Origin of the sequence: Chryseobacterium manosquense (genome assembly GCF_014623485.1) — a bacterium.
Classification (GTDB): Bacteria; Bacteroidota; Bacteroidia; order Flavobacteriales; family Weeksellaceae; genus Kaistella; species Kaistella haifensis.
The window spans coordinates 2,896,671-2,922,027 of the sequence record NZ_CP060203.1 but is presented as its reverse complement, the minus strand read 5'-3'; the positions used below and the strand labels follow the sequence as shown (position 1 = coordinate 2,922,027).

At 36.7% G+C, this 25,357-nt stretch carries 26 protein-coding genes and 1 pseudogene; 11 read left to right on the top strand and 16 right to left on the bottom strand.

The window, feature by feature from the left end; translation table 11 throughout:
• Positions 1 to 13 precede the first annotated feature (13 nt).
• The 10 genes from H0S70_RS13930 to H0S70_RS13885 all read right to left on the bottom strand — a co-directional run bounded on the left by H0S70_RS13930 (position 14) and on the right by H0S70_RS13885 (position 11,445).
• On the bottom strand, positions 14 to 2,299 hold the full coding sequence (locus H0S70_RS13930; RefSeq protein WP_188321223.1) for a TonB-dependent siderophore receptor: 2,286 nt from the start codon (positions 2,297 to 2,299) through the stop codon (positions 14 to 16).
• 154 nt (positions 2,300 to 2,453) lie between these two features.
• Positions 2,454 to 3,833 carry an APC family permease gene (locus H0S70_RS13925; protein ID WP_188321222.1) on the bottom strand — a complete coding sequence of 460 codons (1,380 nt, stop codon included), beginning with the start codon at positions 3,831 to 3,833 and terminating at the stop codon, positions 2,454 to 2,456.
• A 29-nt stretch (positions 3,834 to 3,862) separates the two neighbouring features.
• On the bottom strand, positions 3,863 to 5,752 hold the full coding sequence (locus H0S70_RS13920; protein WP_188321221.1) for an ABC-F family ATP-binding cassette domain-containing protein: 1,890 nt from the start codon (positions 5,750 to 5,752) through the stop codon (positions 3,863 to 3,865).
• A 103-nt stretch (positions 5,753 to 5,855) separates the two neighbouring features.
• Positions 5,856 to 6,719 carry a glycoside hydrolase family 25 protein gene (locus H0S70_RS13915; protein ID WP_188321220.1) on the bottom strand — a complete coding sequence of 288 codons (864 nt, stop codon included), beginning with the start codon at positions 6,717 to 6,719 and terminating at the stop codon, positions 5,856 to 5,858.
• A 77-nt stretch (positions 6,720 to 6,796) separates the two neighbouring features.
• A complete protein-coding gene (gene deoC / locus H0S70_RS13910; protein ID WP_188321219.1) occupies positions 6,797 to 7,540 on the bottom strand; it encodes a deoxyribose-phosphate aldolase in 744 nt (247 codons plus the stop codon).
• A complete protein-coding gene (locus H0S70_RS13905) occupies positions 7,540 to 8,010 on the bottom strand; it encodes an Lrp/AsnC ligand binding domain-containing protein (RefSeq protein ID WP_031502486.1) in 471 nt (156 codons plus the stop codon). The genes deoC and H0S70_RS13905 overlap by 1 nt, the downstream gene beginning before the upstream one ends.
• Positions 8,011 to 8,028: 18 nt before the next feature.
• Positions 8,029 to 8,991: an endonuclease/exonuclease/phosphatase family protein gene (locus H0S70_RS13900; protein ID WP_188321218.1), complete on the bottom strand. Its 963-nt coding sequence runs from the start codon at positions 8,989 to 8,991 to the stop codon at positions 8,029 to 8,031.
• Positions 8,992 to 9,056: 65 nt separating this feature from the next.
• Positions 9,057 to 9,731: a tRNA (guanosine(37)-N1)-methyltransferase TrmD gene (gene trmD / locus H0S70_RS13895; RefSeq protein ID WP_188321217.1), complete on the bottom strand. Its 675-nt coding sequence runs from the start codon at positions 9,729 to 9,731 to the stop codon at positions 9,057 to 9,059.
• A complete protein-coding gene (locus H0S70_RS13890; protein ID WP_188321216.1) occupies positions 9,728 to 10,990 on the bottom strand; it encodes an NAD(P)/FAD-dependent oxidoreductase in 1,263 nt (420 codons plus the stop codon). Before H0S70_RS13890 ends, trmD begins: the two co-directional genes overlap by 4 nt.
• Positions 10,991 to 11,088: 98 nt before the next feature.
• Positions 11,089 to 11,445 (bottom strand): T9SS type A sorting domain-containing protein, encoded by a 357-nt coding sequence (locus H0S70_RS13885; protein WP_031503267.1) that lies wholly within the window; start codon positions 11,443 to 11,445, stop codon positions 11,089 to 11,091.
• Between the two features lie 123 nt (positions 11,446 to 11,568).
• On the opposite strand from H0S70_RS13885, the gene hemB reads away from it, so the two are divergent.
• Positions 11,569 to 12,561, top strand: coding sequence for a porphobilinogen synthase (gene hemB / locus H0S70_RS13880; protein WP_188321215.1), 993 nt, complete (start codon positions 11,569 to 11,571; stop codon positions 12,559 to 12,561).
• A 57-nt stretch (positions 12,562 to 12,618) separates the two neighbouring features.
• Here hemB and H0S70_RS13875 read toward each other — a convergent pair.
• The 5 genes and pseudogenes from H0S70_RS13875 to H0S70_RS13855 all read right to left on the bottom strand — a co-directional run bounded on the left by H0S70_RS13875 (position 12,619) and on the right by H0S70_RS13855 (position 15,347).
• A pseudogene (locus H0S70_RS13875) lies at positions 12,619 to 12,916 on the bottom strand (TM2 domain-containing protein).
• Between the two features lie 71 nt (positions 12,917 to 12,987).
• Positions 12,988 to 13,497 (bottom strand): nitroreductase family protein, encoded by a 510-nt coding sequence (locus H0S70_RS13870; protein ID WP_188321214.1) that lies wholly within the window; start codon positions 13,495 to 13,497, stop codon positions 12,988 to 12,990.
• A gap of 47 nt (positions 13,498 to 13,544) precedes the next feature.
• Positions 13,545 to 13,994, bottom strand: coding sequence for a hypothetical protein (locus H0S70_RS13865; protein ID WP_031503271.1), 450 nt, complete (start codon positions 13,992 to 13,994; stop codon positions 13,545 to 13,547).
• Positions 13,995 to 14,068: 74 nt separating this feature from the next.
• The gene (gene rlmB / locus H0S70_RS13860; protein WP_088264334.1) at positions 14,069 to 14,812 is read right to left on the bottom strand and encodes a 23S rRNA (guanosine(2251)-2'-O)-methyltransferase RlmB; all 744 of its coding nucleotides are present in this window, start codon (positions 14,810 to 14,812) and stop codon (positions 14,069 to 14,071) included.
• A 64-nt stretch (positions 14,813 to 14,876) separates the two neighbouring features.
• Positions 14,877 to 15,347 (bottom strand): DinB family protein, encoded by a 471-nt coding sequence (locus H0S70_RS13855; protein ID WP_031503273.1) that lies wholly within the window; start codon positions 15,345 to 15,347, stop codon positions 14,877 to 14,879.
• Positions 15,348 to 15,535: 188 nt separating this feature from the next.
• On the opposite strand from H0S70_RS13855, the gene H0S70_RS13850 reads away from it, so the two are divergent.
• From H0S70_RS13850 to H0S70_RS13805, 10 genes are all read left to right on the top strand, one after another.
• Positions 15,536 to 16,540: an AAA family ATPase gene (locus H0S70_RS13850; RefSeq protein WP_031503275.1), complete on the top strand. Its 1,005-nt coding sequence runs from the start codon at positions 15,536 to 15,538 to the stop codon at positions 16,538 to 16,540.
• A 6-nt stretch (positions 16,541 to 16,546) separates the two neighbouring features.
• Positions 16,547 to 16,987, top strand: coding sequence for a GNAT family N-acetyltransferase (locus H0S70_RS13845; protein WP_188321213.1), 441 nt, complete (start codon positions 16,547 to 16,549; stop codon positions 16,985 to 16,987).
• Between the two features lie 40 nt (positions 16,988 to 17,027).
• Positions 17,028 to 17,891 carry a DUF58 domain-containing protein gene (locus tag H0S70_RS13840; RefSeq protein WP_123904354.1) on the top strand — a complete coding sequence of 288 codons (864 nt, stop codon included), beginning with the start codon at positions 17,028 to 17,030 and terminating at the stop codon, positions 17,889 to 17,891.
• 34 nt (positions 17,892 to 17,925) lie between these two features.
• Positions 17,926 to 18,822, top strand: coding sequence for a BatD family protein (locus H0S70_RS13835; protein ID WP_394367300.1), 897 nt, complete (start codon positions 17,926 to 17,928; stop codon positions 18,820 to 18,822).
• Positions 18,819 to 19,823 carry a VWA domain-containing protein gene (locus tag H0S70_RS13830; RefSeq protein WP_188321212.1) on the top strand — a complete coding sequence of 335 codons (1,005 nt, stop codon included), beginning with the start codon at positions 18,819 to 18,821 and terminating at the stop codon, positions 19,821 to 19,823. Before H0S70_RS13835 ends, H0S70_RS13830 begins: the two co-directional genes overlap by 4 nt.
• Before the next feature lie 35 nt (positions 19,824 to 19,858).
• On the top strand, positions 19,859 to 20,866 hold the full coding sequence (locus H0S70_RS13825) for a vWA domain-containing protein (protein WP_188321211.1): 1,008 nt from the start codon (positions 19,859 to 19,861) through the stop codon (positions 20,864 to 20,866).
• Positions 20,867 to 20,955: 89 nt separating this feature from the next.
• Positions 20,956 to 21,696, top strand: a complete 741-nt coding sequence (locus H0S70_RS13820; protein ID WP_188322262.1) for a tetratricopeptide repeat protein — start codon at positions 20,956 to 20,958, stop codon at positions 21,694 to 21,696.
• Positions 21,696 to 23,432, top strand: coding sequence for a BatD family protein (locus H0S70_RS13815; RefSeq protein ID WP_188321210.1), 1,737 nt, complete (start codon positions 21,696 to 21,698; stop codon positions 23,430 to 23,432). Before H0S70_RS13820 ends, H0S70_RS13815 begins: the two co-directional genes overlap by 1 nt.
• A gap of 43 nt (positions 23,433 to 23,475) precedes the next feature.
• Positions 23,476 to 24,072, top strand: a complete 597-nt coding sequence (locus H0S70_RS13810; RefSeq protein WP_088264330.1) for a MarC family protein — start codon at positions 23,476 to 23,478, stop codon at positions 24,070 to 24,072.
• 12 nt (positions 24,073 to 24,084) lie between these two features.
• Positions 24,085 to 24,279 carry a hypothetical protein gene (locus H0S70_RS13805; protein ID WP_055042553.1) on the top strand — a complete coding sequence of 65 codons (195 nt, stop codon included), beginning with the start codon at positions 24,085 to 24,087 and terminating at the stop codon, positions 24,277 to 24,279.
• Between the two features lie 12 nt (positions 24,280 to 24,291).
• Here H0S70_RS13805 and mvaD read toward each other — a convergent pair whose 3' ends face one another.
• A complete protein-coding gene (mvaD, locus tag H0S70_RS13800) occupies positions 24,292 to 25,344 on the bottom strand; it encodes a diphosphomevalonate decarboxylase (protein WP_188321209.1) in 1,053 nt (350 codons plus the stop codon).
• Positions 25,345 to 25,357 lie beyond the last annotated feature (13 nt).

Here is a 25,357-nt window from a genome sequence, read left to right as displayed (position 1 = left end):
ATTTAATCTGAATCTATAATTTGTACGTTAAAGTAAAATAGTAGTTCCTAGGTGTAATCGGGTTTACGGAATAGTTTTCATGTACATTGTAATTTTCTGTATCGAAAATATTTCCGATTTTTCCTTGTAGGGAAAACTTGTTCCATTCATACCCAATTGTTGCATTTACAGTAACATAATCTTCCAATTCGAAACTTCTGGAAACACCATTTCTGGTAATTACTGTGGATTTGCTATCATTCCAACCTGCTAATCGGTTCCCGATAAAATATGCGCCGGCTCCTATTTTCAATCCTTTGATGTTGCCTTCAGTAAATTTGTAAAATACAGATGCATTCGCTGTGGTAGCAGGGGTTCGAACAAGTCTTTGTTTCTCAACATAGCCTTTTTCAGGAGTGTCTAAATAAACAGAATTGTTGTAAGAAAATCCTCCGATAAGCGATATATTTTTGGTAGGATTTCCGGTGATATCCACTTCTACTCCGCGGCTGCGCATTTTTCCGGCAAATTCTTTCAAATTGGAATCCGGAGTCACAATCGCTCCCGAAGCATTTTGATACCAGTAACTTTGATAAAAATTATTGTAATCGATTTGATAAAGGGAAATATTAAACGCTAAAGCATTATCCCAAATATTTTTCTTAAGTCCGATTTCGTATTGATCAATGGTGGTTGGTTTTATTCCTTGTCTTGAAATACTTTGCACTTGTGCCAAAACCTCAGCTGCCGTTCCCGTAGTATTGATTGATTGCAATTCTGAAGAAGTTTCTCCGGAATTTGCTGCGAATGAATTGGTATAAGTTGCAAACACAGACATATTTTCATTCGGCATATAAACAACGCCTACTTTTGGAGAAAAAGCCTGATCAGAAGTTCCTGTGTTGTCTAACAATTTCTTTTCACCTGTCGAAAATTTGGTGTTAATCGTTGGCATATTCTCAATGTAAGACCACCGCAAACCTGCAATCACCTTCCATTGTTTGGTAAGACTGATAAAATCTTGCGCATACGCACCAACTCTTCTGGTATTAATTCGATTTTTGGTATTTGCAGTCGCCGACGGCATTGCTACACTTCCCCATGTGGAAGCATCATCCAAATAAAGAACATTGTTGGTAGAACTCAACGTATATGCATAAGAGTCCGCTTGGCTGTAATCGGCATCTGCACCGAATAATACTTTATGATTAATTTTCCCGGTATTGAATTCACCATTAATATTCACCTGAGCAGATCCGTAATTTTGTTCATTATAAGTTTTATTGAAAGGACGTACCCATGCCAAACGCGTAGGATCCACGGACGCATTATTTTTAATGTAACCCCATTGCACTCGCTCCGAAGAAAAATAATCTTTGGTATAATTTTGATAGGAAGCTACCGCGTTTAAAGTCCAGTTGGTACTCAATTGATGATTAAAAGTAATATTGGTAGAAGCTTGTTCCACGCTTTGATATTGCCAATCGGTTCCGAAAAATACATTTTTACCGACTTGGTCGTTCAATGAATAACTTAAATCTGCATGGGTAATTGAACCAACCCCAAAATCTGGCGTGAAATCATTTCTCAAATAATCTGCCTCCACAATCAACTGGGATTTTTCACCTAAATTGAATAAAAAAGAAGGATTGAAATAATATTTTTCAGAAGACACTTGATCACGAAAACTATCCGCAGTTTCATAAGCGCCATTCACTCGGAACGCTACATTATCCGTAAGCGGACCGTAGAAATCAACCGTAGGTTTATAGGAATTCCAGCTTCCCGCGCTGAAACCTACCGATCCACCAAAATTGAATCTTGGTTTTTTAGTCACCATGTTGATGATTCCTCCGGCAGCGGTATTTCCGTAAAGCATTGCGTTGGCTCCTTTCAATACTTCCACCCTTTCCAAGCCGGAAACTTCCGGAAAAACACCGCTATTTATACGAGTTCCATTCTTGAAAATATTATCATTTCCTAAACTGAAACCTCTTCCACCAAAACTATCCTGAGAATTCCCTCTTGATGAAGTAATATACAAACCGTTTACATTTTGCAAAACATCGCTCAACTGCTTTGCTTGTTGCTGTTCGATAATCTCGTGGGTAACAATTGCAATCGGCTGCGGAGTTTCCATTACCGTAAGATTCGATTTCGTTGACAATGGTTTTGCAACATTCGGGTTTCCTGTTTTATGAAGATTGATATCCTCAATCAATTGTATTTTTAAAGTATCATTTATTGGTTTGTAGTTCATTTGAGCTTGCGCTGATATTGCAGCAACAAGAAGACTCGCAGATAGTATTTGCTTTTTCATTAATAAGTTTTTATTTAGAATGAATTAAAATAACGGTGCAAATGTAGAAAACACTCGCAATTCGACCAAATTTATTTTGAATTATTCTAAATAAGTTTGCAAAAAAGTACAGAAATCCCCTGAAATGAAGAAGATTAACCTATACTGATTTTTATCAGTTTTTCTTTTTGAAGACAAATCCTGCAAAAATGAAAACAGCTGTCACTAGAAAATATGAAATTCCATTCGGCGAAGTAGCCGTTCCGAAAAGTACCGTGAAAGTTCCCAAAATCGCGATTACTGCCATCATTGATTTGAAAAAATGATTTCCGGAAAAAACATTTTGTTTTAAAAGTTTAAACAACCCGAAGAAAAGTGCAGTATTCACCAAATAAATAAATACAATCGGTATTGCGGAAAGATCAAAATTCCGCTCGGTGAAAAATGAAAAAGTATTGGTGATGTAATAAATAACAAGATAAACAACAATAATTGCCAAACCTAGAAATGCACTGTTTAAAGGCATTTTCGCTTTGGCATTGATTTGATTAAGATTCAAAAACTTCTTCGATTTTTCAAGATTCGCAAACTGATAAGGCACCCGAATGGTCGCCAAAAGCAATCCATTCGCCGTTCCCAAAACCGAAATAATAATGAAAACCTGCATTACCAAAGCTCCTAGATCAGAGCCTATTTTTCTGGAAAATTCAGTAATATAGGTGTCTTTTAAAGCAATAATTTCATCGCCACTCATTCCAAAAACAATTCCCATATAATACGAAATATAGATCACCATCACTGCAACTGTTCCTATAATCAAAGCTTTCGGAAGATTTTTTCTTGAATTTTTAATCTCTCCGGAAATTTGAGTCGCAACATACCAACCATCAAATGCAAATGAAATGGGGATAAAACTCGCCGCAATTAAAACCAACAAGGATTGGTTTTCCTTCACATTTTTTGCAGCATACGAAAAAGTGTTCGCTTCTGCTACATCGCCTTTTAGCAAACTGATAATTCCTAAAGAAGCGATAAAAATAAGCGGAAGAACCTTCAGAACCGTGGTTAATTGCTGGAAAACTCCGCTGCTTTTCGGTTTGTAAATATTAAAAACAAAAAAAATCAGCAAATTCACAAATCCAATTAGTACAAAATGTAAAGTCGTCGGTTGAAATTGCAAAAATTCTGCTGCGAAATGTGCAATATAAATCCCGGAAACCATGAACAAAACGGCGGTTAACAAAGGATAAAACAAGCTCATATAGATCCAGCCAACAAAATAACCCGCGGTTTTCCCAAAGCGGTATTCTACGTAATTCAGAATTCCCCCATCTTTTGGAAGCAATTCCGCATAATTTGCCATCGAAATTGCACCGAAAATCACACTGAAACCGACGATTACAAAACCTGCAAGACCTGCAAAAATATTTCCTTGAGTAGCAGTAAGAACATCATCAACTTTGAAAAAAATTCCGGAGCCAATTACCTGACCTATAACCATCGAAATAGCCGTAAACAAACCATATTTGGCTTCCAGTTTTTGTTGATTTTCCATACGGAGAAAGTAGTTTTGTATTAAGTAATTTAGTCTTGTAGTTCGAGCCAGCGCATTTCCATTTCTTCCATTTTGCCAGAAATTCGCTCTAATTCCGCCGAATAAACGGATATTTTTCCATAATCGGTTTCGTTATTCAGTTTTTCCAGAATTTCGTTGCGTTCTTTTTCTAAAACAGGAAGCTCTTTGTCGATCATTTCTAATTCGCGCTGTTCTTTGAAAGACAATTTTCTTTTGTTCGCAACTGGTTTTTCTGTAGAAACAGAAGCAGAAGGAATTTCGTTTTTAATAGATTCTTGTCGCACCTCCGGTTGATTTTTTCCACTTTCCTGGCTTTTCTTCTCGCGATATTCCGAGAAGTTGCCTACAAAATCTTTGATAATTCCGTCGCCCTCAAATGCTAAAATATGATCTACAATTCGATCCATAAAATATCTATCGTGAGAAACAATAATCAATGAACCTTGGAAATTTAAAAGAAAATTCTCCAAAACCGTTAGAGTCGGCAGATCCAGATCATTCGTAGGCTCATCAAATATGAGAAAATTCGGGTTTTGATAAAGAACATACATCAAATGAAGCCTTCTTTTTTCCCCACCGGAAAGTTTAGAAATCGGTGAATATTGGGTTTGATCATCAAAAAGAAATAACCTTAAAAACTGCGATGCCGAAATGGTTCTTCCATTGGCTAACGGAAAATTTTCACCAATTTCTTTAATAAAATCAATTACACGCTCGTCTTCTTTGTATTGCAAACCTTTCTGAGAGAAATATCCGAATTTTATGGTTTCTCCGGTTTCAATTTCACCTTTGTCGTAAGGTTCAAAACCTTGAATAATATTGAGTAAAGTAGATTTTCCGGCTCCATTTTTTCCGATAATTCCAACTTTTTCGCCACGCTGAAATTGATATGAAAAATCTTTGATCAAAAGCTTTTCACCGAAACTTTTATTGATGTTTTTAAGTTCCAGGATTTTCTTTCCGAGGCGTTTCATTTCGAAATCTAATTCCAGATTTTGCTTTCTGGTATCGGTTTTCGCAACTTTTTCGGTTTCGTAGAAGGAATCAATTCTAGATTTCGATTTGGTGGTTCGCGCTTTTGGTTGGCGGCGCATCCATTCCAATTCCTTTCGGTAAAGGTTGTTGGCTTTATCGATGGTGGAGTTCAAATTATCTTCGCGAATCATTTTATTTTCCAAATACGTCGCATAACTTCCGTTGTGAACATACAAATTTCGGTCTTCCATTTCCCAAATCGTGTCGCAAACCGCATCCAAAAAATATCGGTCATGAGTCACCAAAAGCAAAGTTACCATCGCTTTTGAAAGGTAATTTTCGAGCCATTCCACCATATCAACATCGAGGTGGTTGGTAGGTTCGTCCATAATCAGAAGGGTGTGACGATGTTCGGCACGGGTTTCCAATAAAAGTTTGGCGAGCGCAACTCTTTTTATTTGACCTCCGGAAAGCGTTTTCATTTTCGCCTCCAGATCGGTTATTTTCAACTGAGAAAGAATTTGTCGCATTTCGTTCTCCAAATCCCAAGCTTTATGAATTTCCATCTCAGCGAGGGCTTTTTCCATATCATCGGGATTCTCGGTATGAAGCGCGTGATGGTAATTTTTAACAGCCAAAATCGGTGGGGAATCCAGGGTCATCATGAATTCTTCTACATTGAGATTTCCTTCAAAATCGATTTCCTGATCGAACAGAACCACCTGAATATCTTTATTAATAACTACATTTCCGGAATCGGCAATTTCCTTGCCCATCAAAATCTTCAATAAAGTTGATTTTCCTGAGCCATTTTTTGCAACGATTGCAATTTTGTCGCCTTCATTCACATGAAAGGTGATGTCTTGAAATAAGACTTTTAAACCATAGGATTTGGTTAAATTTTCAGCGGAAACGTAGTTCATCAGAATTAGGAATTTTTGCGAAAGTACTGAATTTTGAGCAGATATGAATGGGCACCAAAAAAGCAACTTTGCAGTTGCTCTTCATTATTAATAAAAATCGGATTTAATCTAATGTCAAACTTTTCAGCGACCACAGACTTCCGTTATACACATTCAGATCAACTTTGGTGTTAATTCCATATACAATTCCGTTTTCGGTAAATTGCCAAAAATCCCAAATTCCTGTTGGTGTTGGTTGCGGGACATCGTTGTAATTGGCCAGCCAAAGCGGATAATCATCAAATTCGCCTTCCAAAAAATCTTTGTGATAGTGGTAATAACTATAAATGATGGGTTTTTCTCCATATTTTTCTTCTACAATTCGGCACCATATTTTCAAATCTTCGATGAGTTTTTCATTGGATTTTCGTCGCGGAATTTTTTCGATATCTAAAATCGGTGGTAAATCTCCTTCCTCTAGTTTTGCATTTTCTAGAAAATTATTGGCCTGCATCACAGGATCCTCATCGGCTCGATAGAAATGATAAGCTCCACGGATGAGATTGTGTTTTTTTGCAAGCGACCAGAATTCATCAAAGTTTTTGTCGGCACTTCGGTTTCCCATGGTTGCACGTAGAATCACAAATTTTATAGGAACAGCGCGATTTCCGATGCTTAAACTATCCCATTGAATATCTTCTTTTCGCTGGTAATGCGACATATCGATACCAAAAGTTTTATCCACATAATCCTCAACAATCCGGTTGATTCGTTGCTCTTCGAATTCGGAATTGGACAATTTCTTATGCTCAAATTTATTAAAATACATTGCGTAATAAAACGCTATTTTCTGTTTCAAATAAAACCCGGTTCCAACTAAAGCTACCGCCAAAATCACGAGCAAAATTTCCCGTCTCAAGAGAAAATGCCTTCTCCGAGCTTTATGAATTTTTCGAGTTGTCTTCTTTTTGATCGGTTTCTTTGCCATGGTTTGCAAAAATAGGATTTAAACACAAAAAATCGCACCATCGGCACGATTTCTTAAAATTTTATATAAAGACTGTTTTAATATCCTCCTTGGACTTCTTCGTCGGATACCAACGCTTTTGCGGAGGAAGTTCCAATTCTTTTCACTCCGAGAGCAATCATTTTTTCGGCATCTTCTGGACTTTTCACTCCGCCGGCTGCTTTCACGGAAAGAGAACCTGCGTTTTCAAGCATTAATTGGATTCCTTCGAAAGTCGCTCCGTTGGGTTTTCCGTTTTCAGTAGGATAAAATCCGGTGGATGATTTCACGAAAATGTTTGGCAAATCTTCGGCCTTGAAATTCTCTTCCGCCCAAATTCTGATATTTCTGGTTAAATCAACAATTTGTTCATCGGTAAGCGCCGCGATTTCAATGATCCATTTTACCACTTTACCGTTTTCTAAACCGAGTTGGGTACATTTTATAAATTCCTGTTTCGGAGTTTCTAAATCTCCTTTTTTATAGGCTTCATAATTGATTACAAAATCCAATTCGTCCGCTCCATCGTTTATGGCTTGTTGCGCTTCGGAATATTTTTCGTCAACACTTGCGGTTCCTTCGTGAAATCCGATCACGGTTCCTACTTTTACATTGGAATTATTTTTAAGCAAATATTCTTTGATTTCTTTCACAAAATTCGGACGAATCATGACTTCAAAAAAATCGTTTTCGATCGCTTCACGAGTAAGTTCATCAACTTTTTCTCTGGTTTGTTCTTCTGATAATCCCGATTGTTGTGGTGTTTTAAGATAGGTAGAATCTAAGTAATTATTAATTTTCATTACACTTTAAGTTGTCGGTTAATACTTTGTTCCAAAGATATGATAGTTTCGGTTCTTGTTACACCTTTCAGTTTTTGTAGTTTGTTGAGAATTTCCATCAAATGATCATTATCTCGGCAAAGAACCTTAAGGAAAATGGTGTAATTTCCGGTAGTATAATGAGCTTCAACTACTTCATTGACATCTTTTAAAGCCTTGATCGCATCGGGATAGTGGCTCGGTTGATCTAAGAAAACCCCGATATAAGAAACTACTTTGTAACCAATTTTTTTGGGATTAAGAAAGGAAATAGAGTTTTCGATCACTCCTGCTTGCTCCAGTTTTTTAATCCTTTGGTGAACAGCGGTAGTCGAAATACCAACATTTTTCGAGATATGAGCCAAAGAAGTTTTTGCATTGTCCATTAACATATAAATGATTTCCTTATCAACGGAATCCAAGTGGTAGCTTGATTGTACTGCGCTTTTCATTTTTAATTCAATTCTTCTTTAAATATTATTATTTTTTTTAAGCTCTGTAATTACTGGAAAATGATCGCTGTAACCTCCCAAATATCGGGTTCCAGCATAAGTTCTGAATGGTCTGCCTGCGAAATTTTTATTGTAATTCATCAATTTGAGGTGATTAAAAATTTTCGCTTCACTAAATTTCAAAACAAAATCACCGATAAAAAATTTATCCGACAAAATTATTTGGTCAAAAAGTAAGCCATCCTTATAATGAAAAGTCGAGAATTTTTGATTTTTAAACAAATCGATGTAGGGATTGATGAGTTTTTTCTCAGAATTATAATCATATTGCAAATTCATTAAATTTTCATCAATAGGATTTTCATTGAAATCTCCGCAAATAATTACCGCTTCATTTTGGTGATTGATAAGTTGAACCACTTTCTCCCGAAGATCTTGCATGATATAATCTCGCTTCGGTTTGTTGACATCTTTTTCCCTTTTTGACGGAAGATGAAGCACAAAAACATTGATTATCTCACCCAAATATTTCACCTTACAAAACAACACATCTCTTGTTGTATCGTAGGTTGAAGGACTATCATCCTCGATTTCGAAGAAATAAGTAATCGGTTCCGAAGAAATAATTTCTACTTTATTTTTATCATACAGCAACGCCACATCCACCCCTCTTTCGTCCATGGAATCATAATGCACAACTCCAAAATTCGAATTAAAGGGATCCATCGCAACCAAATCATCTAAAGGTTTTTGTCCTTGAATTTCTGAAAGACCAATAAGAAAAGGGAGTGTATTTTCAGTTTCCTGAACCAATTGAAAGACGTGAGCAATCTTGAAAAGCTTGTTGTGATACCTTCGTTTATCCCAATTTCTCAATCCAGACAAGGTAGGATCCAGCTTATGAACCTGTGGTGAATCCGGAGAAAACAAATTTTCCACATTGTAAAAAGCAATTAACTCTTTAGATTCATTAGATATCATCAGCAAATTTGTCTTTCATTTTTTCGAATTGTAAATTTAAAAAAAATAATTAATTATGTTTGGCATTAATCCAAAAGACCAGGTCTTTTTTCTTGTGTAATTTTTACAGCTTCGTCGTGAAGCCATTCTTCAATTTTTTTGGAATTTCCACTGAGCAAAACTTCCGGAACTTTCAAACCCTTGTATTCCGAAGGTCTCGTATAAATTGGTGGTGAAAGAAGATTGTCCTGAAAACTGTCGGTAAGTGCGCTTTGCTCATCATTCAAAACACCTGGAAGAAGCCTTATCACGCTATCTGCCAAAACACAAGCTGCGAGTTCACCACCCGTCAAAACATAATCGCCAATAGAAATTTCTTTGGTAATATGCAGTTCACGTACACGTTGATCGATTCCTTTATAATGTCCGCATAAGAAAATCAGATTTTTTTGGATGGATAACGAATTAGCAATTTTTTGATTTAAAGTTTCTCCGTCCGGAGTAAGATATATTACCTCATCATAGTTTCGCTGAGACTTTAACTCTGAGATACACAGGTCCAAAGGCTCAATCATCATCACCATTCCTGCACCACCACCGTATAGTTCGTCGTCAACCTGGCGATGCTTCCCCAAACCGAAATCTCGCAAATTATGAAAATGAACTTCTGCCAAACCTTTATCCATCGCACGTTTCAAGATAGACGTTCGGAACGGACTTTCCATCAATTCCGGTAACACACTTATGATATCAATTCTCATTGTTCTGTTCTATTTTTTTTGTTGGGGATGATGATTAGGCGAAGCGAGGAATCTTTGTTGACATAACTCCACATCCAGTTAAAGAAAACTGCCAATTTGTTTCGCACCGAAAGAATAAGCATCAAATGCAAAAACATCCAAAAATACCAAGCCAAAAAACCTTGAAATTTAAAATTCGGCAAATCCACTACCGCGCGGTGTTTGCCGATGGTTGCCATGCTTCCCAGATCTTTATATTCATATTCAACCCACTCTTTGTCTGATTTTTTAAGGAAGTTTTTTCCTAAATTTTTCCCTTGATTAATAGCAACATTCGCCACTTGAGGATGACCTTGAGGATAAAGTGGAGTTTCCATGTACGCAATATCTCCAATCGCATAAATATTGTTGTACCCTTGAACACGATTGAAACGATCTGTTTTATAACGATTTCGAACCATGATTTCGGGATTTAATCCTTCGATGACATTTCCGGTAACACCGGCTGCCCAAATCACGTTATTGGCAGGAATTTCTTTGCCACTTTCCAGAAAAACTCGGTCGCCATCGTAATCGACAACCCTTTCGCCACTCATGAAATCCACACCAAGTTCCTGAAGATATTTCTCCGACATTTTCTGTGCTTCTTCACTCATCACGTTCAGTGGTGTATCTGTAGAACTTACCAAAATGATATTCAAATTATCAAAATTCATATTTGGATAATCTCTTGGCAGAATTTCCTTTTTCATTTCAGCAAAAGCTCCAGCCAATTCGACACCGGTGGGTCCACTTCCTACGATAACGATATTCCAATTCCCATCGTCGCTACGTCTTTTTTGAATGATTAATTTTTCGAAAGTCAGTAGAACATGATTACGGATCGCAATCGCTTCTTGAGTATCCTTCATCCCGAAGGTGAGGCTTTCCATCTTCGAATTTCCGAAAAAATTGGTTTTGCAACCTGTTGCGATAACGAGTTTATCGTAAGAAAATTCGGCCTCGGAAGTAATGATTTTATTTTGCTCCGGAAGTATATTCTGCACTTCGATCATTCGATATTGCGTATTTCTGGATCGTTGGAATATTTTCCGGAAGGGAAAAGAAATATTGCTCGGTTCGATACGACCGCACGCAACTTGGTAAAAAAGAGGTTGAAACATGTGATGGTTTACCTTATCGATAACAATCACTTTTTTTCGCTTATTATTAAGAGTTTTAGCAAGCTGAAGCCCTGCAAAACCACCGCCGATGATTATAATTTTCTCCCTGGTTTCCATGAGACAAAATTACTGATTTTTTTACAGTTAAATCTTAGCGGAACCATTCAAAAACCATTATTAAATAAAAAATCCTTGAAAAATCAAAGATTAAAAATTTATTGCTTAACGATTTGGGTGACCTTTTGGGTATTGTCGCTCATGGTATATCTCATTAGATATTTACCAGGTTTCAGTTTATCCAACCGAATTTCTCCGGAATACATATTTACTGCATATTCCGCAACCTGCATTCCTAATATTGAATAAAAAGTAACCGATTTTATTTTTAAATCACTGTCTTTTGATTTTACAATAATAAAGTCTTTGGCAGGATTAGGATACGCGACCAAAACTCCATCATCAGATTTCTGAGATGCAGTCATCGGCTCTCTATAAACAGATTGAGCGGAAACTTTTTCCGAAAAAACTGTTAAACTGCCGATAAAAATTAAAGAAAATAATAATTTTTTCACCTTATAGAACCTATCTATTTATAAATATCTTCACAAATCTAAGAAATTGAAATAAATTAACAATAGTTTTTTAATTAAACTATAATTAAATTTGCAAATGCTAACTCAAATACTATTCCAAAAATGATTATATATTCTAGAAACAGAAGATTGCGTACCAATGCTTCCATTAGAGCTTTAGTTCAACAAACCGTTTTAACAACCAATGATTTGGTGATGCCGATTTTCGTAATGGAAGGCGAAAACAAACAAGAGCCCATCCCATCGATGCCCGGGATATTCCGAAGAACATTGGATTTAACCGTAAAAGAATGCCACGAATTATACAAATTAGGGGTAAAAGGGGTAAATCTTTATATGAAAGTTTCTGAAAACCTGAAAGATAATAAAGGAACAGAATCTTGGAACGAAAACGGATTGATGCAAAATACCATTAAAGCCATTAAAGACGCTGTTCCCGGAATGGTTGTGATGCCTGATGTTGCTTTAGATCCCTACTCTATTTACGGCCACGATGGAATTATCGCCAACGGAAAAATTGATAATGATTCCACGCTCGAAGCTTTGGTAAAAATGTCGGTTTCGCTTGCTGCGGCTGGTGCTGATATTCTGGCTCCGAGTGATATGATGGACGGCCGTGTTACGGCAATCAGAAATGGTTTGGAAGAAGGTGGATTCACTGATGTTGGCATTTTAAGTTATGCTGCGAAATATGCAAGTTCATTTTATGGCCCTTTCCGAAGTGCTTTAGATTCAGCACCGAAAGAAAATACGGACATTCCGAAGGACAAAAAAACCTATCAAATGGATTTCCACAATTCCCGTGAAGCGATGGATGAAGTCTTGAAAGATGTTGCCGAAGGCGCAGATATCATCATGATCAAACCAGGAATGCCTTATCTTGATATTGTTGCCAAAGTTCGCGAATCGATCGATTTACCGATTGCGGTTTACAACGTGAGCGGCGAATATGCCATGCTGAAAGCCGCTGTACAAAACGGTTGGCTGGATAACGATCAAGCCATCATCGAAAGTTTAACTTGCATTAAAAGAGCCGGTGCCGATATGATTTTCACCTACGCAGCCAAGGAAGCAGCGATTTTGCTTAACCAATAACACAAATTTATTTCTTAAAAAAAATCTTTCAAATATTTTGAAAGATTTTTTTTGTGTTTAAAACCAAGCTTTTTTATTCCGAATATACGTCCTATCAAATTGTTCGTCGCTCATGGTGAGGTAAATAATCCCTTCAATAAAAGGAATAACTGTTGCAATTCCGCAGGTTACAATATTCAAAACAATTTGAATAATTCCTTCGTTGATGTAGCCCAAAAAATAATTTATTAGCTCCAAAAGTTCCTAATAAAATTCCCAAAAGTCCTGCGGCGAGTTTTTTCTCGGAACGATAATTTCCGTTACTGAAATTTTGGTTTTGCTGAGATTCGGGATTGTTGTAACCGTAGGTTTCCATTTTTTCTTTGATTTTTCTTGATTAATTGTTTCATAATCAGTCTTAATCTTTAGAAAAAAGTTACATTTCTCTTAAATTTTACCCAAATAAAATAATCCGTAACATTTTTGGTTTTCCTCTAAACCGAGAAATCCATCAAGATGTTTGATCATTCCCGGCGAACTCCAATAGCAACCCACCTTATGGGCAGTAGAAGTAAGATACATGTTCTGAACCGCCATTGCCGTTGCAGCAATCTCTTCCCATTCCGGAAGCAAACCACTGAAATTTACCGAAATACTGATGATTACATTGGCTTTTTCTACTTTTTCAATGAAACTAAGGTATTTATTTTCAAGAAAAACTTCTGGCGCGGTAGTATTTTTATAAATATCTGCAAGATGTTGCCCTAAATTGTTTTTCTCATCTCCTTTAAAAACCTTCAATCTCCAGGGTTTTGTCCGCTTGTGATTAGGTGCAAACTTGGCGGAATTTACTATTTCTTCCAAAATTTCCGTTTCGATATCTTCTGTGGTATAATCTTTTGGGAAAATACTTCTTCTACTTTCGATAATTTCTTTTAATACTGCTGGTTTTTCCATTTTATTTGAATGCTTTTTCCCTCGAAAAAAGCTCTTTTTTTTAAAATTTACATTACATTTTCTATCGTTTGCGCAATGTTATTAAGGACAAACGAGTCGCCAGGTTTCTTGCCAAACATAATTTTTGCCATCGGACTTTCTTCGGAAATTGCATAAAAACGATCGTCTTCAAAGAAAAATTCACCCAAAGAAACAGAGATATAAAACCTCGCCTTATTGGTAAAAACCATCGATCCAAGTTGAATTATTTCAGTAGGTTTGTTCAAAACTCTCGTCATATTTTTTTGCAAATCTCTCAGCGCCGCGAGTTGCCTTTGCATTTGGTAAATTTCCTCTTGCATTTCTTCGCGAATGCTGTCGTACTTTGGTGTTTTTTTGATGTCTCTGCTCGCATCCAAAGTAAACTCGATGAATTTTTCGAGTTTTTCTATTTTATTGAATATTATTTCTTTCACGTGATTCCGAACATCACTTTTTATGGCCGTACTCTTCCGCATCGTTCAATTTTTTTAAATAAAAGTAAAAAAATCTTTTTAATTTGAAACTGATGCTAATTGGCAAAAACAAAAAACTAAACTGCGCTGGTGATTTTCTGACGAACAGCTTCGTAAAGAATCGCTCCACAAGCTACAGATACGTTCAAAGACTGGGTTTTGCCCTCAATCGGAAGCTTGATTTTTTCATCCGAATGATGCAGTACTTCTTTTGAAATTCCTGTTTCTTCATTTCCCATCACGATAGTACATGGTTGTGTAAAATCAACATCATAGATCAGTTGATTTGCTTTTTCCGTTGCTGCAAAAACCTGAACTCCTGATTGTTGCAAGTAATCCACTGTATGAGCGAGATTTTTTTCTTTGCAAATTCTCAGGTTATAAATAGCTCCGGCTGAAGTTTTAATTGCATCAGAATTGATGGGCGCCGCTCCTTTTTCAGGCAAAATAATCGCGTGAATCCCAACACATTCGGCAGTTCGGCAAATCGCACCGAAATTTCTAACGTCCGTTAAGCGATCCAACATCAACAGAAAAGGAGTTTTTCCTTCTTCGAAAAGTTGCGGCAAAACATCTTCAATTTTTTCGAACGGAACATCCGAAATAAATGCCACCACTCCTTGATGATTCTTTCTGGTAAAGCGATTGAGTTTTTCTACTGGCACATAATTCGGTCGGATATTGTGTTTGGAAAGCAGGTTTTTCAGCTCGAAATAAATTTCTCCTTGCAGTGCATTTTGCAAAAATATTTTGTCGATGGTCTTTCCCGCCTCAACGGCTTCAATCACAGGGCGCAAACCAAATATAAAGTCGTCTTTCATTGTATTTGTTAAATTAGAAATAACCCATCTTAAAATCGGTTATTCCCTTGTTAATAATATTTTTTTAGAACTTCTCTCCGATGATGGCTCTTTTTTGCGCCATCGCGTAACCATAATGCAAACTTTCGTGCATATTGTTGAAGATGATGGCATCCTGAATGTTTTTCAAATCCAAACCAAAACTTGTGGTATAAGGCGTGTAATCTGAGAAAAAATCGGCGTCGTAATCTTTCATTAATATTTTAGAAGTTTCGGTGAGCAAAAATGCCAAATCATCAACTTCAGATTGCTCAACATTCAGGTTCGGAAGTGTTCCTTTCTTGTAAGCTTCAATCCAATATTTATCAATACGGAAAGGATTTCCGCTGAGATAATAACACAAAAGCTGCTGTGTAGCAACCACATGCGCGATATTCCAGTAAATATTATTATTAAAACCATCGGGAATCAACATGAGATCCTGATGAGAAGTATTTTGCAGAATTTCCAGCAGATTTCTACGAACCTGGCGGTGTGCCTGAAAATGGTAATTCATTGATGCTTAATTTTAATCCTCAAAAATAGGTTAATAAACTGAACAAGACAAAACTACAACGTGAAAGCTCATACTGTTTTTTGTTTCTGAGCGCGGTTTTAACAAAACTTTAACTCAAAATTGGCACCAATTGTGTTGATTGATCCCCGTAATTATTAGAAATTTACACTTTAAATTTTACAAAAGCTATGTCAGAACAACATCAGGCGGAAGATATCAGACAACTCACCGAAAAAGTAAGGGAACAGAATTACTTTTTTTCTCTTTTAAAACAGGAAATCAACAAAGCAATTATTGGTCAAGAATACATGGTAGATCGTTTGCTGATCGGTCTTCTTGGAAATGGTCATATTCTTTTGGAAGGTGTTCCGGGATTGGCAAAAACATTGGCCATCAAAACATTGGCAGATGCTGTTCAAGGGGATTTTTCAAGAATACAGTTCACGCCAGATTTGCTTCCTGCCGATGTTGTAGGAACGATGATGTACAACATCAAAGACAATGATTTCACTATAAAACGAGGACCTATTTTTGCGAATTTTGTTTTGGCGGATGAGATTAATCGTGCTCCATCGAAAGTACAATCGGCTTTATTGGAAGCGATGCAGGAAAAACAAGTCACCATCGGCGATGAAACCATGGAATTACCAAAACCATTTTTGGTTCTTGCTACACAAAATCCTATTGATCAGGAAGGAACTTACCTTCTGCCAGAAGCGCAAAGTGACCGATTTATGCTGAAATGCACCATTTCATATCCCGATTTCGAGGACGAAAGAAAAATCATGAAAATGATTGCTACAGCGCATCAACCCGAGATCAAACCGGTGATTTCTTTGCACAATATCGTTGAAGCCAAAAAACTCATCAACCAAATTTATCTTGATGAAAAGATTGAAAAATATATCCTCGATATGGTATTTGCCACTCGTTTTCCTGAAAAATATGGCTTATCAGAACTGAAGAATTACATCAGTTTCGGTGCATCACCAAGAGCGTCGATCAATTTGGCAATCGCGGGAAGAGCAATGGCATTTTTGAAAAATCGCGCATTCGTGATTCCGGAAGATGTGAAAGAAATCGCAAAAGATGTCCTTCGTCACCGAATCGGCCTCAGTTTCGAAGCAGAAGCGGAAGAAATTACTGCCGACGAAATTGTAGAAAGAATTTTATCTAAAATCCAGGCGCCTTAAGAAAAGATGATAAGAAAAGCGGAGAAAAAAGATTGTAAAGCAATGATGGACCTCATCCACGAGCTTGCAGTATTCGAAAAAGCGGGCGACGAGGTGGTTTTAACTCTAGATCAGTTTATAGAAGATGGCTTCGGAAAAAACCCGGTTTGGGGCGCATTCGTAGCAGAAATCGACGGTGGAATTGTAGGAATGTCGCTTTATTATGACCGATATTCAACTTGGAAAGGCAGAAGACTTTATTTGGAAGATCTCGTTGTCACCGAAAAAATGCGAGGGAAAAACATCGGAAAACAACTATTTGACGCCACTTTGGAGCACGGAAAAGCCAATGGATATTCCGGGATGGTTTTTCAAGTTTTAAATTGGAACGATGATGCTATCGAATTTTACAAAAAATATCCAGCGAAATTCGATGACGAATGGATCAATGTAAGTGTGGAATTTTAGGAAATCTTAAAATTTCATCAAAAAAAACGTTGCAAGTACAATGCAGATAAAAGACATCATAAAAAAAGTAAAACAGATAGAGATCCGAACCAAAAAAAAGTCGGAAGCTACTTTGATGGGTCAATATCACAGTGCATTCAAAGGTCAGGGGATGACATTCTCCGAAGTTCGCCCCTATCAATTTGGCGACGAAATTCGGAGAATCGATTGGAATAAAACCGCCCGATTCCGCGAACCATTCGTAAAAGTAATGGAAGAAGAACGGGAACTGACGATGATGCTTTTGGTGGACATTTCCGCATCGATGGATTATGGAACAAAAACACAGCTGAAACGTGAATTTGTAGCAGAAATCGCAGCAAGTTTAGGATTTTCCGCAGCGGGAAACAACGATAAAGTTGGACTTATTTTATTTGCAGATAAGGTGTATAAAGTAATTCCGCCACAAAAAGGTAGAAAGCATATTTTGGCAATTATCAGCAATATTCTAACTATAGATTATGTGGCTACACCTTCGAAGATTGATGTCGCTTTAGAATATATGATGGGAATTTTCAAGAAAAAATCGATGGTTTTTTTGTTTTCAGATTTTCAAGACGATTTTGAACAAAAAATTCTCCGTGTCGCATCCCGAAAACACCAAGTTTTAGGAATGCGGATTTTCGATGAAAAAGATAACGAGATTCCAGATGTAGGTTACACCCTTTTCGTAGATTCCGAAACCGGGAAACAAGTTTGGGCAAACACTTCCAACGCACGATGGCGTTACAATTTTGCCGAAAAACAAAAATTAAGGATAAAAAATTTAGAAGAAGATTTCGAAAACTCGTCGGCAACTTTTATGAACATCAATACCGGCGACGATTATTCTAAATTCCTTTATCAATATTTCAGAAAAAGATAATGCCTTTTGGGCTTTAAATAAACAGAAAATCATTTTGAATAAAATATTTTTTATCCTATTCACCTTCCTAAGTATTCTTGCATTTTCGCAAACTTTAGGTTCCAAAATCGACAAAAACACGCTGGCTTTAGGCGAAGTTGGTGTTTTCCGCGTTACTATTTCCAATCTTCAGGGGAAAGATGTGGTTACTGCACCGCAAAATGAATTGCTACCTTTTCATTTTGAAGAAATTAAAGACAGCATCAGCAAACAGTCTGATTTGTACGAAAGAATCATTGAATTTCAGGTATTTGAAGAAGGAAAATTTACCATTCCGGCGTTGGATTTCAAAATCGGAGGGAAGGTTTTTCATACTATTCCTTATGAAATTGATGTGGTCAATACCGCTCAAAAAGGCGATCAGATCAATGATATCATGAAAAACAAGGAGGTAAAACTCGAGGTGGAAGATTATTGGCAACTTTACAAATGGTATATTTTAGGAGTTTTAATTCTTCTTGCTTTAATTTTTATTATTTATCAATTGGTAAAGTACGCAAAACGCCGAAAAGCATCGCCAATTGTGACCACCAACCAAACTTTGAAGGATCTGGAAAACTTAAAAAAGAAAAAATTCATTGAAAATGGCGATTACCGATCTTTTTATGTTGAATTGATTGATATTTCCAGAAAATTCATCACCAAGCAATACAAAATTCCGGCAGATGTATTATTAACAGACGATTTGATTGATGTAATGAAACTTAACAACACGATTTCGCCGGAGAATGAAAAAATCGTTGAAAACATCTTTCTTCGTGGGGATTTGGTGAAATTTGCCAAAACATTCCCAGACAAGGCTATGATGGAAAAGGATTATGAAGAAATCAAAAACTTCGTAAAAAGATCATCAAAAGATTTGGAAGCAGAACAACTAAGAACCGGCGTATGACACTTGATTTTCTCAATTTCGAATTTTACAGCCCGTGGTTTTTGTTGCTGTTTTTGCTGTTTATTCCGCTAATTATTTTAGATATTCGGAAGAAAAAAAGACGGGGAATCCGTGTTCCTTCCACCCAAAATATGGAGGAGGACAAATCTATTTTATTGGTTTTATTTTTTCTTAAAATTTCGAAATACATCATCCTTTCCGCTTTGATCATTGCGATTGCACGACCTAGAACTTTCACGATTTCTCAAGATCAGGACGATAATAAAGGAATCGATATAATGCTTTCGGTGGATGTTTCGCTCAGTATGCTCGCAAAAGATTTGGAACCGGACCGACTTACCGCTCTGAAGGCGATTGCCAAAAGATTTGTGGATAAAAGACCCGGCGACAGAATCGGACTTGTTGCCTATTCTGGTGAAGCTTTTACCAAAGTTCCCGTAACTTCCGATCATGCGGTTTTGCTGGAAGAATTAAACGGACTCAATTCTCTAGAGTTGCAGCCAGGAACGGCAATCGGAGAAGGACTTTCGGTGGCGGTTAGTCATCTCAGACACAGTAAAGCGAAGTCAAAAATCATTATTTTAATGACCGATGGCGTCAACACAATTGAAAACGCAATGCCCGCTCAAGTGGGTGCACAACTCGCAAAAAGTAATGATATAAAAGTTTACACAATAGGAATTGGAACAAATGGATACGCGCTGATGCCTACTGCTACTGATATTTTCGGGGATCTGGTTTTCACGGAAGCAGAAGTGAAAATTGACGAACCTGTTCTTCGGGAAATAGCGCAAACCACCGGCGGTAAATATTTTCGGGCCACTTCCAACCAAAGTTTGGAGGAGGTGTATAACGAAATTAATCAACTCGAAAAAACAGAACTAAAATCAACCAAGCTCTACAATTACCAGGAATATTTCAGGATTTTTCTGTGGATAGCTTTGGGAGTTTTACTCATCGATGCCCTGTTGCGTTGGGTATTTTATAAATTTTTAAGTTAATAATTATAGCGCATTATTTCGCACATCTATAAAAAATGAATTGGTACTTAGGAAATTATTGGTATTTACTTTTGCTGTTGCTTTTGCCGCTGCTTGGTATCATCATGTTTCAATATTTAAAGTGGAAAAACCGTAAAAAAAACGTGTTTGCAGAAGCTCGTTTCCAGGAAGAATTATTTGAAAAAGAAAGAGGATTTTCAAAGGTTTTGCCGGTACTTTATTTATTAGGAACATTATTTCTCATTCTTTCTATCGTCGATTTATTGGGCGGTTCCGAAGAAATAAAGTCCAAACAGAAAATGAACAATGTGATTTTTCTGCTCGATGTTTCCAACTCGATGAATGCACAAGATATCGAACCCAACCGACTCGATGAAGCTAAAAATATCATCATCAATACCATTGGAAAACTTACCAATGACAAAGTGGGAATTGTGGTTTTTGCCGGCGAATCTACTTCGATCATGCCATTAACCACCGATTTCACTGCGGCTGAAACCTATGTAGGAGGTGTAGAAACCAATATTTTAAAAATTCAAGGAACCGATTTTTTAAACGCAATAACTACCGTTGCCGATAAATTTAAAAATGTTGCAAAAGGTTCGAGAAAAGTAGTGTTATTAAGCGATGGCGAAGATAATGAAGGAAATGAAAAAGCAGCAATTAGACTCGCGAACAAAGAAGGAATAACTGTAATATCGGTAGGAATTGGTTCCGAAGAAGGCGCACCAATTCCGGAATATGTTTTTGGACAGTTAATGGGTTACAAAACCGATCTTTCCGGGCAAACTGTAATTTCTAAAAGACAATCCAATGCTTTGAAAAACATTGCTTCGGCAACCGGTGGTACGTATGTTGACGGCAATAATCTAGAAAACGCGACCTCGCAAATCATCGATGGTTTGAAGAAAAGCAGTTCCTCTTCCGAGAGTGTGGTAAAATCTCAAAATGCAATTCATTATTATCAGTATTTTCTGGGAGTTTCAATCTTTTTCTTTCTGCTCATTTTGTTCCTTAATCCCAAAAAAGAATTTAATATTTAACTAATAACAAGCAGATTTGGAGGTTTTTAACCGAAATTTAACAATTTGCAATGGCGTTATTAACAATTAAAGGAATAATTTTGCATACAATGAACAGGAATCTATTTTTTTTGGCATCTATCTTCATTTTCATCAGTTCTTTTTTTTCGGCACAGGAGAATTATAATACCTTGGTATACGAAGGAAATAAAGCTTTTGATAAAAAAAATTACGAAGCTGCTTCCTCCAAATACATGGAAGCTGTAAAACTGAACGAGAAAGATTTTACCGCGCACTACAATTTGGGGAATTCTTTTTACAAAAGAAAAATGTACGAAGAAGCCAAAGCGGAATACGAAAAGGCGGAAAAACTTGCCAATACCATTCCCGATAAAGCTGCGGCCCTGTATAATTTAGGAAACGCTCACATGCAAACCAATAATTCCGAGAAAGCTGCGGAACTTTACAAAAAAGCATTAAAGCAAGACCCATACAACGAATCGATTCGAAAGAATTATGAAATTGCAATGCTGAAAGAAAAGGAAAAACAAGAAAAGCAAAAGCAAAAAAACAATTCCGGAGGTGGAGGAAAAGACGAGAATAAGCAAGAAAACCAGGGTAACGACAAGGGAAACACGCCACAAAACCAAGCCGGAAGCGGCCAACAAAATAAAGGCGAAGGCGAAGGAAATGACCCCAACAAAAACAATAACGATAATGACGGTAAATTGCCGAAAGATTTAGAAAACTCCATCCTTAACCGTGTAGAAAACAAAGAAAGAGAAACCGCCAAACGGATTCTCAACAAAAATTCCTATTCGATGCCACAGAGCAACGAAAAGGACTGGTAATGAAACGAAAAGCACTCCACATATTTCTTCTTTTTTGTACTGTATTTGCGTACGGGCAGGTAACTTTGGCCATTTCTGAAGTGAAAGATGCTAAAGTAAATCAACGCTTCAACCTCACCGTTTTGCTTGAAATTGCGGGTGAAAATATGCAGCAAGAAACTCCTTTGAGGATGCCGGATTTATCAAAATTTGAAATTCTAGGATCGGCTTCCGAGCAGAACACCGTTGTTTTGGATGCTAAAAAAGGCGACATCATTAATCAGATGGTTTATCAGTTGTCCCTTAGTCCGAAACAGATTGGAAAACTGAAATTTGGTTCCGTTTTGGTGACTGTTAATGGAAAAATCTATAAAACAGAACCTTTCGAAATTAATGTCCGAGATAATGAAAAAAAATCTTCGGTCGCTGGTAATTCGGCAACAAATGATGTCTATCTCACCATTGATATCCAGGATAAAGAGGTTTATAAAAATGAACCTACGGTAGCCGTCGTTCGAGCTCATAGTCGCAATTATGATAACTTCAGAAAAATAGGAAAACTACGCTTACCTCATCAGTACAATGCACGGATTAAACCAATTCATTTTGCAAAGTCCGAAATTGAAAGCAGCGAAGGAATGGCATCGCAAGTTCTTTGTGCTTTTATGATTTTCCCAACGGAATCCGGAATAGTAGAATTAAAACCCGTTTCTGCAAACTTTGCAAGTCCAAAAAGAGATAATCAAATTTCCTCAAATCGTGTGGCTTTGAACGTGAAAAAATTACCTTCGGGAATGCCCGAAGATTTCAAAAATGCAGTAGGAAATTTCGATATTAATGTTGCAAACAAAAACGCAGCAGAAGCACCTGAATTGGAAAAACCCGTCAATATTTCACTGAAAATCAGCGGTGTCGGAAACTTTGGAACTTTGCATTTACCCAAAATTGTCAACTCCGAAAACTACATTTCTTTTCCTCCGAAAATCACTTCGAAAACCTCGCCTCAAAACGATCAACTTTCGGGCGATATCATTGCGGATTATGTGGTAATTCCTAAAAAAACAGGTGCGATTTCAGTAGATTTTGAAAACTTTTCTTTCTTCGATCCTTCTGCAAAAAAATATGTTGATTTAGGAGCAAAATCGGTTCTCCTAAATGTAAAAACTCATGAACAAATTGTAGATTCCAAATCCACTCTGGAGAAGGTAAACGATTACACCAATACAGTTCTAGAAACGGTAAACACACCGGTTTTGCAAACTCATAATTTAAAAATAAAAGATAAAAACAAAATTAACTGGAAAATTGTTGCCGGAAATTTAGCATTAATGGCAGCACTTTTTTCAATATTTTTAGTGGTAAAAAAGAGAATTAAAAAGGGCAAAGAAAAACCTGTAGAAGTGAAAAAACCAATCGTTACAATCGCCGAAACAGAAGCTTTGCTCCGTGCTAAAATGAACCATCAATTTGAAGATCACACCGAATATCTGAAAAAAGTAGTTGAGGAAAAAGATTTTGAGAAGTTTTTTTCGACTTATGATGAATTAAAGGATGATGTAAAAAAATCTTTTCAAACATCGACAGAATCTGAATTTAGAAAATATTTGGAAGATCACAAAGGTCGAATTTTAGCAGATCAATACCGAGCACTTTCAGAACAAATCCAAATCGAAAAGTATGCGCCATATCACTCAGAAGATCAAATTGAAGAGCTTTTGAAAAGAATTATCAGCATCTACACCGAAATTAGAAAATAATCATTTATTTTTTATATTTTTACGAAATTAATAATTCCTGATTATGTTTGAATTTTTCTCCCTGAAAGAAACGCTTACCGCTACGATGGTACTGTTTGCCGTGATCGACATCATTGGTTCAATCCCGATTATTGTGAGTTTGAAGCAAAAATTTGGTCATATTGAATCCGAAAAAGCCGCAATTGTATCAGGAATCCTCATGATTTCCTTTCTTTTCATTGGAAATAAAATCCTAAAATTCATCGGAGTTGATGTCAATTCCTTTGCGATTGCCGGTGCTTTTGTTATTTTCATTATTGCGGTGGAAATGATTCTTGGGATCGAAATACAGAAAAATTCCGAAGCAAAATCTGCATCGATTGTTCCCATTGCATTCCCTTTGATAGCCGGCGCTGGAACACTTACCACTACCCTTTCATTGCGGGCAGAATATCATGATATAAATATCATTTGTGGGATTATTCTCAATACAATTTTCGTATATTTGGTGCTGAAATCAGCCAACTGGCTCGAAAGAAAACTCGGCGATGGAACGCTTCAGGTTCTGCAAAAAGTTTTCGGCATTATCTTATTGGCGATTTCAATTAAGCTGTTTACTGCCAACTTTGCGCAACTTTTCAGCACTTATGTTAAATTTTAAATTCACAAAAAAATGCACCTTTTTTATAAAATATTTTTAGCGCTTTTCGTAATCTTTATCGGTTTCAATCTTTATGTAATGGAATGGCAATTAGGATTTTGGCACGAAGAAAATGCTAAATTCATTTTATCAATTTCCGCAGGAATCATCGGTATTTTGGTGGTATTTGTAATGCATACTTTAAGCAAATTTACCGAGAAAAAATAATTCTCTCGGTTGCTAAAATCTCATCACATCCTTTACTACACCGTTGTTTTGGGTAAATTGTAAAAGTTCTTTTACGATAAATTCTTGAATTTTTTCCGAATCCGAATTTTCCGGAAATAAAAGATGAACATTTGCGCCCGCATCTAATGTGAAAAATAAAGGAAGATTCGTTTCTTTTCTGAATTCCCAAATCTTATTAATGACTTGCAAAGTCCCGGTTTTCATCAAAATAAAAGCCGGTTCGCTCATCATCATCATCGCGTGAAGAGTTAATGCTTCGTGTTCAACCAATTTTATAAACTCTTGTAAATCACCATTTTTCAAAATACTTTTAATGGTTTTGAAGTTTTCATGAGCTTCTTGAAATCTGCGTTGCGCATAAGGATTCGTATTCATCAAACCGTGACCAACAGTAGAACTTACCGATTTTTCACCTTCGTGAATCAGTAAAACCCAGTCATTAAAACTCTTGAAAATTGGATGAATTTCCTCATTCGGATATTGTACCGCAAATAAATCTGAACTTTCCGCAACTTCTTCTGTTTTTCCCCAAACCACCAAACCTTCGTAAAGACTTCTGCAAGCACTTCCACTTCCTAATCTCGCCAAAAAACTCGCTTTTTTTAGCTTAAAATCTTCGTTCGTTTTCCCCGAAAATTGCTCATCCAAATTCATTAAACATTTGGCAATAGCACCAAAACCGGACGCAGAACTCGCAATTCCGGAACTGTGCGGAAAGGTATTTTCAGTTTTAATGATGTATTTCCCCTTCAAAATCCACGGTAAATATTCTTCAATTTTCTGAAAATATTTCTCAATTTTTTGGGCAAATTTCGGTTCTTCATTTCCAGACAAAAAAGTTTGAACACTAAATTTTTCATCAACCAAAAATTCCATTTCCGTGTTGGTTTTACAATGATTTAGCGTGTAACTGATACTCGGATTTGCGGGAATTTGCGGTTCGTATTTTCCCCAATATTTGATCAAAGCAATATTGGAGGGGCAAGTTGCCGAAACTTTTTGGTTGGAGATATTGAAGGGATTATTTTCTGAAAATTCGTTCATCTTAAAAACTTCT

Excerpts from the sequence above, each read along its gene's own strand:
- H0S70_RS13900 (WP_188321218.1), bottom strand. The coding sequence starts at position 8,991 with ATGATATCTAATGAATCTAAAGAGTTAATTGCTTTTTACAATGTGGAA.
- trmD (WP_188321217.1), bottom strand. The coding sequence starts at position 9,731 with ATGAGAATTGATATCATAAGTGTGTTACCGGAATTGATGGAAAGTCCG.
- H0S70_RS13840 (WP_123904354.1), top strand. The coding sequence starts at position 17,028 with ATGCAGATAAAAGACATCATAAAAAAAGTAAAACAGATAGAGATCCGA.
- H0S70_RS13810 (WP_088264330.1), top strand. The coding sequence starts at position 23,476 with ATGTTTGAATTTTTCTCCCTGAAAGAAACGCTTACCGCTACGATGGTA.
- rlmB (WP_088264334.1), bottom strand. The coding sequence starts at position 14,812 with ATGAAAGACGACTTTATATTTGGTTTGCGCCCTGTGATTGAAGCCGTT.
- H0S70_RS13870 (WP_188321214.1), bottom strand. The coding sequence starts at position 13,497 with ATGGAAAAACCAGCAGTATTAAAAGAAATTATCGAAAGTAGAAGAAGT.
- hemB (WP_188321215.1), top strand. The coding sequence starts at position 11,569 with ATGATTATATATTCTAGAAACAGAAGATTGCGTACCAATGCTTCCATT.
- mvaD (WP_188321209.1), bottom strand. The coding sequence starts at position 25,344 with ATGAACGAATTTTCAGAAAATAATCCCTTCAATATCTCCAACCAAAAA.
- H0S70_RS13845 (WP_188321213.1), top strand. The coding sequence starts at position 16,547 with ATGATAAGAAAAGCGGAGAAAAAAGATTGTAAAGCAATGATGGACCTC.
- H0S70_RS13890 (WP_188321216.1), bottom strand. The coding sequence starts at position 10,990 with ATGGAAACCAGGGAGAAAATTATAATCATCGGCGGTGGTTTTGCAGGG.
- H0S70_RS13855 (WP_031503273.1), bottom strand. The coding sequence starts at position 15,347 with ATGAATTACCATTTTCAGGCACACCGCCAGGTTCGTAGAAATCTGCTG.
- deoC (WP_188321219.1), bottom strand. The coding sequence starts at position 7,540 with ATGAAAATTAATAATTACTTAGATTCTACCTATCTTAAAACACCACAA.
- H0S70_RS13925 (WP_188321222.1), bottom strand. The coding sequence starts at position 3,833 with ATGGAAAATCAACAAAAACTGGAAGCCAAATATGGTTTGTTTACGGCT.
- H0S70_RS13930 (WP_188321223.1), bottom strand. The coding sequence starts at position 2,299 with ATGAAAAAGCAAATACTATCTGCGAGTCTTCTTGTTGCTGCAATATCA.
- H0S70_RS13920 (WP_188321221.1), bottom strand. The coding sequence starts at position 5,752 with ATGAACTACGTTTCCGCTGAAAATTTAACCAAATCCTATGGTTTAAAA.
- H0S70_RS13915 (WP_188321220.1), bottom strand. The coding sequence starts at position 6,719 with ATGGCAAAGAAACCGATCAAAAAGAAGACAACTCGAAAAATTCATAAA.
- H0S70_RS13825 (WP_188321211.1), top strand. The coding sequence starts at position 19,859 with ATGAATTGGTACTTAGGAAATTATTGGTATTTACTTTTGCTGTTGCTT.
- H0S70_RS13805 (WP_055042553.1), top strand. The coding sequence starts at position 24,085 with ATGCACCTTTTTTATAAAATATTTTTAGCGCTTTTCGTAATCTTTATC.
- H0S70_RS13905 (WP_031502486.1), bottom strand. The coding sequence starts at position 8,010 with ATGAAAAGCGCAGTACAATCAAGCTACCACTTGGATTCCGTTGATAAG.
- H0S70_RS13815 (WP_188321210.1), top strand. The coding sequence starts at position 21,696 with ATGAAACGAAAAGCACTCCACATATTTCTTCTTTTTTGTACTGTATTT.
- H0S70_RS13865 (WP_031503271.1), bottom strand. The coding sequence starts at position 13,994 with ATGCGGAAGAGTACGGCCATAAAAAGTGATGTTCGGAATCACGTGAAA.
- H0S70_RS13820 (WP_188322262.1), top strand. The coding sequence starts at position 20,956 with ATGAACAGGAATCTATTTTTTTTGGCATCTATCTTCATTTTCATCAGT.
- H0S70_RS13830 (WP_188321212.1), top strand. The coding sequence starts at position 18,819 with ATGACACTTGATTTTCTCAATTTCGAATTTTACAGCCCGTGGTTTTTG.
- H0S70_RS13850 (WP_031503275.1), top strand. The coding sequence starts at position 15,536 with ATGTCAGAACAACATCAGGCGGAAGATATCAGACAACTCACCGAAAAA.